The sequence below is a fragment of the Streptomyces sp. NPDC059080 genome (genome assembly GCF_042739975.1).
Lineage (GTDB): Bacteria > Actinomycetota > Actinomycetes > Streptomycetales > Streptomycetaceae > Streptomyces > Streptomyces benahoarensis.
Genome location: NZ_JBHYGX010000003.1, coordinates 278,569 through 290,602, shown reverse-complemented (window position 1 = coordinate 290,602; position 12,034 = coordinate 278,569). Strand labels below are relative to the sequence as shown.

The 12,034-nt window shown below is 71.1% G+C and carries 10 protein-coding genes; 5 read left to right on the top strand and 5 right to left on the bottom strand.

Annotation, left to right across the window (positions count from 1 at the left end):
* Positions 1 to 322: 322 nt before the first annotated feature.
* The 5 genes from tkt to pgl are packed head-to-tail and all read left to right on the top strand — an operon-like array spanning position 323 to position 6,921.
* Positions 323 to 2,425, top strand: coding sequence for a transketolase (gene tkt, locus ACFWWQ_RS03640; RefSeq protein WP_384589431.1), 2,103 nt, complete (start codon positions 323 to 325; stop codon positions 2,423 to 2,425).
* Positions 2,426 to 2,461: 36 nt separating this feature from the next.
* Positions 2,462 to 3,580 (top strand): transaldolase, encoded by a 1,119-nt coding sequence (tal, locus tag ACFWWQ_RS03635; protein WP_384589428.1) that lies wholly within the window; start codon positions 2,462 to 2,464, stop codon positions 3,578 to 3,580.
* Positions 3,581 to 3,584: 4 nt separating this feature from the next.
* Positions 3,585 to 5,117, top strand: a complete 1,533-nt coding sequence (gene zwf, locus ACFWWQ_RS03630) for a glucose-6-phosphate dehydrogenase (RefSeq protein WP_384589425.1) — start codon at positions 3,585 to 3,587, stop codon at positions 5,115 to 5,117.
* Positions 5,114 to 6,142 (top strand): glucose-6-phosphate dehydrogenase assembly protein OpcA, encoded by a 1,029-nt coding sequence (gene opcA / locus ACFWWQ_RS03625; RefSeq protein ID WP_384589422.1) that lies wholly within the window; start codon positions 5,114 to 5,116, stop codon positions 6,140 to 6,142. Before zwf ends, opcA begins: the two co-directional genes overlap by 4 nt.
* Positions 6,139 to 6,921, top strand: a complete 783-nt coding sequence (pgl, locus tag ACFWWQ_RS03620) for a 6-phosphogluconolactonase (RefSeq protein WP_384589419.1) — start codon at positions 6,139 to 6,141, stop codon at positions 6,919 to 6,921. Before opcA ends, pgl begins: the two co-directional genes overlap by 4 nt.
* Positions 6,922 to 7,032: 111 nt before the next feature.
* Here the strand turns inward: pgl and pgi are convergent, their stop codons facing one another.
* The 5 genes from pgi to ACFWWQ_RS03595 all read right to left on the bottom strand — a co-directional run bounded on the left by pgi (position 7,033) and on the right by ACFWWQ_RS03595 (position 11,780).
* Positions 7,033 to 8,691 (bottom strand): glucose-6-phosphate isomerase, encoded by a 1,659-nt coding sequence (pgi, locus tag ACFWWQ_RS03615; RefSeq protein WP_384589525.1) that lies wholly within the window; start codon positions 8,689 to 8,691, stop codon positions 7,033 to 7,035.
* Between the two features lie 208 nt (positions 8,692 to 8,899).
* Complete coding sequence (locus ACFWWQ_RS03610) at positions 8,900 to 9,235, bottom strand: RNA polymerase-binding protein RbpA (protein WP_384589416.1); 336 nt, start codon at positions 9,233 to 9,235, stop codon at positions 8,900 to 8,902.
* A 156-nt stretch (positions 9,236 to 9,391) separates the two neighbouring features.
* Positions 9,392 to 9,628 (bottom strand): preprotein translocase subunit SecG, encoded by a 237-nt coding sequence (gene secG, locus ACFWWQ_RS03605; RefSeq protein WP_384589413.1) that lies wholly within the window; start codon positions 9,626 to 9,628, stop codon positions 9,392 to 9,394.
* 157 nt (positions 9,629 to 9,785) lie between these two features.
* On the bottom strand, positions 9,786 to 10,562 hold the full coding sequence (tpiA, locus tag ACFWWQ_RS03600) for a triose-phosphate isomerase (RefSeq protein WP_384589410.1): 777 nt from the start codon (positions 10,560 to 10,562) through the stop codon (positions 9,786 to 9,788).
* Between the two features lie 6 nt (positions 10,563 to 10,568).
* Positions 10,569 to 11,780: a phosphoglycerate kinase gene (locus ACFWWQ_RS03595; protein ID WP_384589407.1), complete on the bottom strand. Its 1,212-nt coding sequence runs from the start codon at positions 11,778 to 11,780 to the stop codon at positions 10,569 to 10,571.
* Between the last annotated feature and the right edge of the window lie 254 nt (positions 11,781 to 12,034).

The window sequence follows — 12,034 nt, the reverse complement described above, 5'->3', positions numbered from 1 at the left end:
TCTTCGCGGGGGTCCGCTCGTGTTGGTTCCCCGACGGCGGCGCCGGGCGCCCGCCCCTCGGCGCCTCCCATGGCCCCCGCTCCTCTCTTATAAGAGGCGAAGGCGGGCCGCTCCCGTCAGGCTGGGGACCAGGGGTCGCGTCCCCCGCGTCCGGATTGCCGGAGATAGGGCGCCGGTTGCTCCGGACTGACGCGTACTCCACCGGGCGGCGCCGCCGACTCCGCGTCGAAAAGACGCACGCACCGGCGGGGGTAGGCTCGACATCGCCTTGCGGACATACCGTCCGCGGCATTCGACATGTGGAGAGGAGCCCTGACTCAGGGTGAGCACCAAGCCGACCACCACAGACATCGAGTGGACCGATCTGGACCAGCGGGCCGTCGATACCGTCCGCGTCCTGGCCATGGATTCCGTGCAGAAGGTCGGAAACGGCCATCCTGGTACGGCTATGAGCCTGGCTCCGGCCGCCTATCTTCTCTTCCAGAAGCTGATGCGGCACGACCCGGCCGACGCGGAGTGGACCGGCCGTGACCGGTTCATCCTCTCCGCCGGCCACTCCAGCCTGACGCTCTACATCCAGCTCTTCCTGGCCGGGTACGGCCTGGAACTGGACGATCTGAAGGCGTTCCGCACCTGGGGCTCCAAGACCCCGGGCCACCCGGAGTACGGCCACACCACCGGCGTCGAGACCACCACCGGTCCGCTGGGCCAGGGTGTCGCCAACGCCGTCGGCATGGCGATGGCCGCCCGCTACGAGCGCGGCCTGTTCGACCCGGAGGCCCCCGCGGGCACCTCCCCGTTCGACCACACCATCTGGGCCATCGCCGGTGACGGCTGCCTCCAGGAGGGCATCTCCGCCGAGGCGTCCTCCCTCGCGGGCCACCAGAAGCTCGGCAATCTCGTCCTCCTCTGGGACGACAACCACATCTCGATCGAGGGCGACACGGAGACCGCGGTCTCCGAGGACACCCTCAAGCGGTACGAGGCGTACGGCTGGCACGTCCAGCGCGTCGAGCAGCTGCCCAACGGCGACCTGGACCCGGTCGGCCTGGCCCGCGCCCTGGAGGCCGCCAAGGCCGAAACCGGGCGCCCGTCGTTCATCGCGGCCCGTTCGATCATCGCCTGGCCCGCGCCGAACGCGCAGAACACCGAGGCCGCACACGGCTCGGCCCTGGGCGCCGACGAGGTCGCCGCCACCAAGCGCGTGCTGGGCTTCGACCCGGAGCAGTCCTTCGAGGTCACCCCCGAGGTCCTGGCCCACACCCGCGAGGCGCTGGACCGCGGCCGCGACGCCCGCGCCGAGTGGGAGAAGGCATTCGCCGCCTGGCGGACCGCCAACCCCGAGCGCGCCGCCGAGTTCGACCGCATCGCCGCGGGCGAGCTGCCGGCCGGCTGGGAGGATCACCTCCCGGCGTTCGAGACCGGCAAGGCAGTCGCCACCCGCGCCGCCTCCGGCAAGGTGCTGGCCGCGCTGGGCGGCGTCCTGCCCGAGCTGTGGGGCGGCTCCGCCGACCTCGCCGGGTCCAACAACACCACGATCGACAAGACGTCGTCGTTCCTGCCGGTGGGCAACCCGCTGCCGGGCGCCGACCCGTACGGCCGCACGATCCACTACGGCATCCGCGAGCACTCCATGGCCGCGGAGATGAACGGCATCGCGCTGCACGGCAACACCCGCATCTACGGCGGCACCTTCCTGGTGTTCTCCGACTACATGCGCAACGCCGTCCGGCTCTCCGCGCTGATGCACCTGCCGGTGACGTACGTGTGGACGCACGACTCCATCGGTCTGGGCGAGGACGGCCCGACCCACCAGCCGGTCGAGCACCTGGCCTCGCTGCGCGCCATTCCGGGCCTGAACATCGTGCGCCCGGCCGACGCCAACGAGACCGTCATCGCGTGGCGCGAGATCATGAAGCGCTACACGAAGGAGTTCGGCGTCGGCGCCCCGCACGGCCTCGCGCTGACCCGTCAGGGCGTGCCCACGTACGAGGCGAACGACGAAGCGGCCAAGGGCGGCTACGTCCTCTTCGACTCCGAGGGCCCCTCCGGTGCGGCCGCGGAGCCGCAGGTCGTGCTGATCGGCACCGGTTCCGAGGTGCAGCTCGCCGTCGAGGCGCGCGAGCAGCTGCAGGCCGCGGGCGTTCCGGCGCGCGTCGTGTCGATGCCCTGCGTCGAGTGGTTCGAGGAGCAGGACCAGGAGTACCGCGACAGCGTGCTGCCGCCGTCCGTCAAGGCGCGGGTCGCCGTCGAGGCGGGCGTGGGTCTGACCTGGCACCGCTACGTCGGGGACGCCGGGCGGATCGTGTCGCTGGAGCACTTCGGCGCCTCGGCCGACGCGAAGGTCCTCTTCCGCGAGTTCGGCTTCACCGCCGACGCGGTGACGGCGGCCGCCCGGGAATCGCTCGAAGCCGCCGCGCGCTGACGCCGGTACACGAACCAGTAGGAGATGCAATCCCCCATGACAGACGCACTCAAGCGCCTCTCCGATGAAGGCGTCGCGATCTGGCTGGACGACCTGTCGCGCCAGCGCATCACGTCCGGCAACCTCGCCGAGCTGATCGACCAGCAGCACGTCGTCGGTGTCACCACCAACCCGTCGATCTTCCAGAAGGCGATCTCGGACGGCCACGGCTACGACCAGCAGGTCGCCGACCTCGCCGCGCGCAAGGTCACCGTCGAGGAAGCCCTCCGCATGATCACGACGGCGGACGTCCGGGACGCCGCCGACATCCTGCGGCCGGTCTTCGACGCCACCGACGGCCAGGACGGCCGGGTCTCCATCGAGGTCGACCCGCGCCTGGCGCACCACACCACGCCCACCGTCGCCGAGGCGAAGCAGCTGGCGTGGCTGGTGGACCGCCCCAACACCCTCATCAAGATCCCGGCCACCAAGGCGGGCCTGCCGGCGATCACCGAGGTCATCGCCAAGGGCATCAGCGTCAACGTCACGCTGATCTTCTCGCTGGAGCGCTACCGCGAGGTGATGGACGCCTACGTGGCGGGCCTGGAGAAGGCGAAGGCCGCGGGCCTGGACCTCTCGCAGATCCACTCGGTGGCGTCGTTCTTCGTCTCCCGCGTCGACTCCGAGATCGACAAGCGGCTGGAGAACATCGGCACGGACGAGGCCAAGGCGCTCAAGGGCAAGGCCGCCCTGGCCAACGCGCGCCTGGCCTACGAGGCGTACGAGGAGGTCTTCTCCTCGGAGCGCTGGGCCGCCCTGGACAAGGCGCAGGCCAACAAGCAGCGTCCGCTGTGGGCCTCGACCGGCGTCAAGGACCCGGCGTACAAGGACACCCTCTACGTCGACGAGCTGGTCGCCCCGGGCACGGTCAACACCATGCCGGAGGCCACCCTCCAGGCGACCGCTGACCACGGGCAGATCACCGGCGACACCGTCCGCGGGACGTACGAGCAGGCCCGTGCGGACCTCGCCGCCGTCGCGAAGCTCGGGATCTCGTACGACGAGGTCGTACAGCTCCTGGAGGACGAGGGCGTGGAGAAGTTCGCGGCTTCCTGGAACGACCTGCTCACGTCCACCGAGGCGGAGCTCAAGCGCCTCGCTCCTTCGGAGGGCTGACACCTTGACCGCAGTTCATGGAGCGAACCCGCTTCGTGACGCCGCGGACCGACGGCTCCCGCGTATCGCGGGGCCGTCGGGCCTGGTCATCTTCGGCGTCACGGGCGATCTGTCGCGCAAAAAGCTGATGCCGGCGGTGTACGACCTCGCCAACCGCGGTCTGCTCCCGCCCGGCTTCTCCCTCATCGGCTTCGCCCGTCGCGAATGGCACGACGAGGACTTCGCGCAGGTGGTGCACGACGCCGTCAAGCAGCACTCGCGTACGCCGTTCCGCGAGGAGGTCTGGCAGCAGCTCATCCAGGGGATGCGCTTCGTCCAGGGCAACTTCGACGACGACGCGGCGTTCGAGACGCTGAAGGCGACGATGGACGAGCTGGACAAGGCGCAGGGTACGGGCGGCAACTTCGCCTTCTACCTGTCCGTGCCGCCCAAGTTCTTCCCCACGGTCGTCAAACAGCTCAAGAACCACGGGCTCGCCGACCCGAAGGACGGCTCGTGGCGCCGCGCGGTCATCGAGAAGCCCTTCGGCCACGACCTCAAGAGCGCCCAGGAGCTGAACCAGGTCGTCCACGAGGTCTTCCCGCCCGAGGCGGTCTTCCGCATCGACCACTACCTCGGCAAGGAGACGGTCCAGAACATCCTGGCGCTCCGCTTCGCCAATACGATGTTCGAGCCGCTGTGGAACCGCTCGTACATCGACCACGTGCAGATCACGATGGCCGAGGACATCGGCATCGGTGGCCGGGCCGGTTACTACGACGGCATCGGCGCGGCGCGTGACGTCATCCAGAACCACCTGCTCCAGCTGCTCGCGCTGACCGCCATGGAGGAGCCGTCCTCCTTCGACGCGGACGCGCTGGTCGCGGAGAAGACCAAGGTGCTGGGCGCCGTGCGGCTCCCCGCCGACCTCGGCAAGGAGACGGTGCGCGCGCAGTACACCGCCGGGTGGCAGGGCGGCGAGCAGGCTGTCGGCTACCTCCAGGAAGACGGCATCGACCCCAAGTCGAAGACCGACACCTACGCCGCGATCAAGCTGGAGGTGGACAACCGCCGCTGGGCGGGCGTCCCCTTCTACCTGCGCACCGGTAAGCGCCTGGGCCGCCGGGTCACCGAGATCGCGCTGGTCTTCCAGCGGGCGCCGCACTCCCCCTTCGACCACACCGCCACGGAGGAGCTGGGCCAGAACGCCCTGGTCATCCGGGTGCAGCCGGACGAGGGCGTGACCGTGCGCTTCGGCTCGAAGGTCCCCGGCACCTCGATGGAGGTGCGGGACGTCTCCATGGACTTCGCGTACGGCGAGTCGTTCACGGAGTCGAGCCCCGAGGCGTACGAGCGGCTCATCCTCGATGTGCTGCTGGGCGACGCCAACCTCTTCCCGCGGCTGGAGGAGGTCGAGCAGTCCTGGCGGATCCTAGACCCGATCGAGGAGTACTGGGACCGTCACGGCAAACCGGCGCAGTACCCGGCCGGCACCTGGGGCCCCACCGAGGCGGACGAAATGCTCGCACGAGACGGACGGAGCTGGCGTCGCCCATGAAGATCGACCTGACGGAAACCACGGCCAGCAAGATCAACAAGGCGCTGGTGCAGGGCCGTCGCGCCGTCGGCACGCCCGCCGTCGGCATGGTGCTCACCCTCGTCATCGTCACCGACGAGGAGAACGCCTACGACGCCCTGAGGGCGGCCAACGAGGCGTCCCGCGAGCACCCGTCGCGGACCCTGGTGGTCATCAAACGGGTCAGCCGCACGCCGCGCGACCGCGCCAAGGCCCGGCTGGACGCCGAGGTCCGGGTCGGCGCGGACGCCGGTACGGGTGAGACGGTCGTGCTGCGGCTGTACGGCGAGGCGATCGACCACGCCCAGTCGGTGGTGCTGCCGCTGCTGCTGCCGGACGCGCCCGTCGTCGTGTGGTGGGCGGTCAACGGCCCGCTGGACCCGGCGAAGGACCCGCTCGGCGCGCTGGCCCAGCGCCGGGTCACCGACGCCTACTCCTCCGAGCAGCCCATCCAGGAGCTGACCGACCGCGCCGCCACCTACACCCCCGGCGACACGGACCTGTCCTGGAGCCGCATCACCCCGTGGCGGTCGATGCTCGCGGCGGCGCTGGACCAGATGCCGTGCGAGATCACCTCCGCCGTGGTGGAGGGCGAGGAGTTCAACCCCAGCTGCGAACTGCTGGGCATGTGGCTCGCCAGCCGGCTGGACGTCCCCGTCGAGCGCACGGTGTCGCCCGGTCCCGGCCTGACCGCGGTGCGGCTGCAGACGAGCTGCGGGCCGATCGTGCTGGACCGGCCGGACGGTTCGCTGGCCACCCTGTCGATGCAGGGCCAGCCCGACCGTGCGGTGGCGCTCAAGCGGCGGGAGACCTCCGAGCTGCTCGCCGAGGAGCTGCGCCGCCTCGACCCGGACGACACCTTCGCCGCCGCGCTGAAGTACGGCGTGGACCGGCTGGGCGAGGCGGCGCGGACGACCGCGCCGGAGGCGCCCGCGAAGGACGGCGGGGAGGCGGCGGCGAAGCCCGCGCCGAAGAAGACCGCGGCGAAGAAGGCGGCCGCCAAGTGAGCGCGCCGCAGGTCGTCGTCCACCGCGACAAGGAGCTGATGGCGCAGGCCGCGGCGGCCCGGCTGATCACGAAGATCGTGGACGCCCAGGCCGCCCGGGGCTCCGCCTCCGTGGTGCTGACCGGCGGACGCAACGGCAACGGGCTGCTCGCGGCCCTCGCCGAGGCGCCTGCCCGGGACGCCGTGGACTGGTCCCGGCTCGACCTGTGGTGGGGCGACGAACGGTTCCTGCTGGATGGCGATCCGGAGCGCAACGAGACGCAGGCCCGCGCGGCGCTGCTCGACTCCGTTCCGCTGGATCCGGCGCGGGTCCACGCCATGGCCCCGGCCGGTGGCCCGTACGGCAACGACGCGGACGCCGCGGCCGAGGCGTACGCCGCCGAACTGGCCGCCGCCGCGGGCCCGGAGGACCACGGCCCGGTACCGTCGTTCGACGTCCTGCTGCTGGGCGTCGGCCCGGACACCCATGTCGCCTCCCTCTTCCCGGAGCTGCCGGGGGTGCGGGAGGAGGAGCGGACGGTGGTCGGGGTGCACGGCGCGCCGAAGCCGCCGCCCACCCGCGTCTCGCTGACGCTGCCCGCGATCCGCGCGGCGCGCGAGGTGTGGCTGCTGGCCGCCGGTGCGGACAAGGCGCAGGCCGCGGCCATCGCGCTCTCCGGCGCCGGGGAGATCCAGGCGCCGGCCGCCGGTGCCCGGGGCCGCAGGCGCACCCTGTGGCTGCTGGACGAGGCGGCGGCCTCTCAGCTGCCGCGCGACCTCTACCCGCCGGCCTCCGCCTGACGCACGGCACGCACAAGGGCTCCCCCACCACATGCGGTGCGGGAGCCCTTCGTCGTACGGCCGCCGGACGGCCGGGGGCGGGCGGCGCGGGGCGGCGCGCCACCCGAGGGATCAACGGCCGCGCAGCTCGCGGTACTTGGCGACCAGGGCGGCCGTCGACGCGTCCAGGCCCGGCACCTCGGCGCCGTCCGTGAGCGCCGGTTCGACCCGCCTGGCGAGGACCTTGCCCAGCTCCACGCCCCACTGATCGAAGGAGTCGATGTTCCACACGGCGCCCTGGACGAACACCTTGTGCTCGTAGAGGGCGATCAGCTGGCCCAGCACGGACGGGGACAGCTCGGTGGCGAGGATGGTGGTGGTGGGGTGGTTGCCGCGGAACGTCCGGTGCGGCACCAGTTCCTCGGCGACGCCCTCGGCGCGCACCTCGTCCGGCGTCTTCCCGAAGGCCAGCGCCTGGCCCTGGGCGAAGAGGTTGGCCATCAGCAGATCGTGCTGGGCGACGAGCCGGGGCTCCAGATCGTCGACCGGCCGGGCGAAGCCGATGAGGTCCGCCGGGATCATCTTCGTGCCCTGGTGGAGCAGCTGGTAGTAGGCGTGCTGGCCGTTGGTGCCGGGCGTGCCCCAGACGACGGGCCCGGTCTGCCAGCGCACCGGACGGCCCTCGCGGTCCACCGACTTGCCGTTCGACTCCATGTCGAGCTGCTGGAGATAGGCGGTGAACTTCGAGAGGTAGTGGCTGTACGGCAGGACGGCGTGCGACTGGGCGTCGAAGAAGTTGCCGTACCAGATGCCGAGCAGGCCCAGCAGCAGCGGGGCGTTCTCCTCGGCGGGGGCGGTGCGGAAGTGCTCGTCGACGAGGTGGAACCCGGCCAGCATCTCCCGGAAGTGCTCCGGGCCGATGGCGATCATCAGCGACAGGCCGATCGCCGAGTCGTAGGAGTAGCGGCCGCCGACCCAGTCCCAGAACTCGAACATGTTGGTCGTGTCGATGCCGAACGCGGCGACCTTCTCGGCGTTGGTGGAGAGCGCCACGAAGTGCTTGGCGACGGCCTCTCCCCCGCTCTCGGCGCCGAGACCGTCGAGCAGCCAGGCGCGCGCCGAGGTGGCGTTGGTGATCGTCTCGATGGTGGTGAAGGTCTTCGAGGCGATGACGAACAGTGTCTCGGCCGGGTCCAGATCGCGCAGCGCCTCGTGCAGATCCGCGCCGTCGACGTTGGAGACGAAGCGGAACTCCAGGTCGCGGTGGGTGGAGGCGCGCAGCGCCTCGTACGCCATGGCGGGGCCGAGGTCGGAGCCGCCGATGCCGATGTTGACGACGGCCTTGATGCGGCGGCCGGTGTGGCCCTTCCAGTCGCCGGAGCGGACCCGGTCGGCGAAGGTCGTCATCTTGGTGAGGACGGCGTGCACGGCGGGGACGACGTTCTGCCCGTCGGCCTCGATCACCGCGGAGCCGGGGGCGCGCAGCGCGGTGTGCAGTACCGAGCGGCCCTCGGTCACGTTGACCTTCTCGCCGCGGAACATCGCGTCCCGCAGCCGGGTCACGCCCGCCGCCGCGGCCAGCTCCCGGAGGAGCAGCAGCGTCTCGTCGGTGATCAGATGCTTGGAGTAGTCGATGTGCAGGTCGCCCACCCGGAGGGTGTAGCGCCCGGCGCGCTCCGGCTCCTGGGCGAACAGATCGCGCAGCTGGGGTTCGCCCAGCTGCGCGCGGTGTGCGCCCAGCGCCGCCCACTCAGGCATCTGATCGAGCCTGCTGCGGCCTTCTGCGTTCATCTCGGACATCAGCCTTCTTCGTCTCGTGCCGGCCCCGCCGCCCTCCAATTTAGTTGATCAGCGCGCGATATGAGGGGTCTGTCCGCTGTCGGCACACGGGCGGCCGTACGGTGCCCCGCGCCGCGCCGCAGGGCGCCGGGAACGCCAACGGCCCGGCCGGGAAGGGAAGTTCCCTCCCGGCCGGGCCGGTCGCACAGGCGGTGTGGCGTCAGATCTCGCCGCGGAGCTTGGCCAGCGCCTCGGCGAGAATCGCCTCGCCGTCGGCGTCGCTGCGGCGCTCTCGCACATACGCGAGATGGGTCTTGTACGGCTCGGTGCGCGGCGGGTCGGGCGGGCTTTCCCGGTCCTTGCCCGCCGGGAAACCACAGCGCTGGCAGTCCCAGGTATCAGGAACCTGCGCGTCACCGGCGAAGCTGGGCTGCGTCTCGTGCCCGTTGGCGCACCAGAAGGAGATCCGGGTACGCGGCGCGGATTCGCCGCGCTCGGCCTCCCCCATCGGCCCCGCCCCGACCCGGCTTCCTCGGATCGCGTTGCCACTTGCCACGGTCGTAACTCCCTGCGTAATGGTGCTGCACAGCATCGCGCGGCAGCTGCGCTGCGGGCGCTCCGGTCTATGAAAGGCCCAACGCGCGCCCCGTGGCGAGAGTTACCGCCCGCTCCAGGACGCCGCCCCATGATAGGCCGCGCCCCCGACGGTATGTCAGCTGCCGAGCTTCATCAGGACACCGAGCACGACGATGCAGGCGAACCACAGGAGACCCACCACGATGGTGATGCGGTCGAGGTTCCGCTCGGCGACGGAAGAGCCGCCGACGGAGGACTGCATACCGCCACCGAACATGTCGGACAGGCCGCCGCCCTTCCCCTTGTGCATGAGCACCAGCATCATCAGCAGCAGGCTGAAGACGATGAGGGCGACCGAGAACCCGATGACCACGGCTGGACCAACTCTCTAGGACTGACGGACGGTGTCGAGGGCGCCGGTACGGGCCGCGGCACCACCACGACGGCGACATCGTGCGGGGCCGGACCGCGCGCTGAGCGCCGGACCGGCCCCGACAGGGTACGACGGGCCGGGCCCGTCGTCATAGCTGCTACTGGTCGCGGAAGCGGACGATCTTCACGAACTCCTCGGAGTCCAGCGCCGCGCCGCCGACCAGCGCGCCGTCGACATCGGGCTGCGCCATGATCGCCGCGACGTTGCCGGACTTGACGGAACCGCCGTACTGGATGCGGACCTTGTCCGCCAGCTCCTGGCTGTACAGCTCGGCGAGACGGCCGCGGATCGCACCGCAGACCTCCTGCGCGTCCTCGGGCGTGGCGACCTCACCGGTGCCGATGGCCCAGACGGGCTCGTAGGCAATCACGATCGTCTCGGCCTGCTCGGCCGGGACGTCCTTGAGGGCACCGTCGACCTGGGCGAGGGTGTGCGCGACCTGGTTTCCGGCCTTGCGGACGTCCAGGCCCTCACCGACGCAGAGGATCGGGGTGAGACCGTGCTTGTACGCGGCCTTGACCTTGGCGTTGCAGATCTCCTCGTTCTCGCCGTGGTACTGGCGGCGCTCGCTGTGGCCGATCGCCACGTACGTGCACTTGAGCTTGGCGAGCATGGCGCCGGAGATCTCACCGGTGTAGGCGCCGGAGTCCTGCGCGGAGACGTCCTGGGCGCCGTACTTGATCTTCAGCTTGTCGCCGTCGACCAGGGTCTGCACCGAGCGGAGGTCGGTGAAGGGCGGCAGGACCGCGACCTCGACGGCGTCGTAGTCCTTGTCGGTGAGCGCGAAGGCGAGCTTCTGGACGTGGGCGATGGCCTCCAGGTGGTTGAGGTTCATCTTCCAGTTGCCCGCCATCAGCGGGGTACGAGCAGTCACGGTGGTTCAGTCCTCCAGAGCGGCGAGGCCGGGGAGCGTCTTGCCTTCGAGGTATTCGAGGCTGGCGCCGCCGCCGGTCGAAATGTGGCCAAAAGCATTCTCGTCGAAGCCGAGCTGACGGACCGCGGCGGCGCTGTCACCACCGCCGACGACCGTGAAGGCGGACGAGTCCAGCAGTCCCTGCGCGACGGCCTGGGTGCCGCCCGCGTAATCGGGGTGTTCGAAGACGCCCATCGGGCCGTTCCAGAAGATGGTGGCCGCGTCGGCGAGCTTCGAGGCGTACAGCTCGCGGGTGCGGGGGCCGATGTCCAGGCCCTCCTGGTCCGCGGGGATGGCATCGGCGGCGACCGTCTGCGGGTGGGCCGGGGCCTTGGTCTTCAGGTCGGGGAAGTCCGCGGAGACCAGCACGTCGACGGGGAGCACGAACTCCACGCCCTTGGCCGCGGCCCGTTCCAGGTACTCCTGAACGGCCGGGATCTGGTCCTTCTGCAGCAGCGAGATACCGACCTCGTGGCCCTGGGCGGCCAGGAAGGTGTACGCCATGCCGCCGCCGATGAGGATGCGGTCGGCGCGCTCCAGCAGATGGTCGATGACGCCGAGCTTGTCGGAGACCTTCGCGCCGCCGAGCACCACGGCGTAGGGGCGCGCGACGTCGTCGGTGAGGCGCTTGAGGACGGCGACCTCGGTGGCGATCAGATCGCCCGCGGCGTGCGGGAGGCGCGCGGGGAGGTCGTAGACGGAGGCGTGCTTGCGGTGCACGGCGCCGAAGCCGTCGCCGACGTAGAGGTCGGCCAGCTCCGCCAGCCGGTCCGCGAAGGCGCCGCGCTCCGCGTCGTCCTTGCTGGTCTCGCCGGGGCTGAAGCGCAGGTTCTCCAGCACGGCGACCTCGCCGTCGGCCAGCGCGGCGACGGTGGCGCGGGCGGAGTCGCCGACCGTGTCGGAGGCGAAGGCGACATCGCGGCCCAGCAGCTCGCTGAGGCGAGCGGCGGCGGGGGCCAGCGAGAAGGCCGGGTCCGGGGCGCCCTTGGGGCGGCCCAGGTGCGAGGCGACGATGACCTTGGCGCCGTTCTGGGCGAGCTTGGCGATCGTCGGCTGGACGGCGCGGATGCGGCCGTCGTCGGTGATGGTCGCGCCGTCGAGCGGCACGTTCAGGTCGGCGCGGACGAACACCCGCTTGCCCCCGACCCCGTCGGCGATGAGTTCGTCGATCGTCTTCATTGAGGAATGACTCCGTTGCATCAGATCAGCCATGGCTCGGGGGGGGGGCGTCGGTCGGTGCGGGTTGTCTGTCGACCGCAGCCCATAAACAATTCTGGGTCTGCGGGCGGGGGCGGGGCGCGGGGGCGGAGGCGGGGCCGGGGCGGGGCGCGGGCTCGGGGTCCGGGGGGGCCGACAGCTTCCCGACCGGCTGCCCCCCGAGCCCCCCCAGGGCGGCGGCCAGCGCCCGCACCATCCGCGGGTCGAACTGCTTC

What these genes read in the sequence shown, in the direction of transcription:
- tal (WP_384589428.1), top strand. Translation starts at nt 2,462, where the DNA reads ATGACAGACGCACTCAAGCGCCTCTCCGATGAAGGCGTCGCGATCTGG.
- ACFWWQ_RS03595 (WP_384589407.1), bottom strand. Translation starts at nt 11,780, where the DNA reads ATGAAGACGATCGACGAACTCATCGCCGACGGGGTCGGGGGCAAGCGG.
- pgi (WP_384589525.1), bottom strand. Translation starts at nt 8,691, where the DNA reads ATGAACGCAGAAGGCCGCAGCAGGCTCGATCAGATGCCTGAGTGGGCG.
- opcA (WP_384589422.1), top strand. Translation starts at nt 5,114, where the DNA reads ATGAAGATCGACCTGACGGAAACCACGGCCAGCAAGATCAACAAGGCG.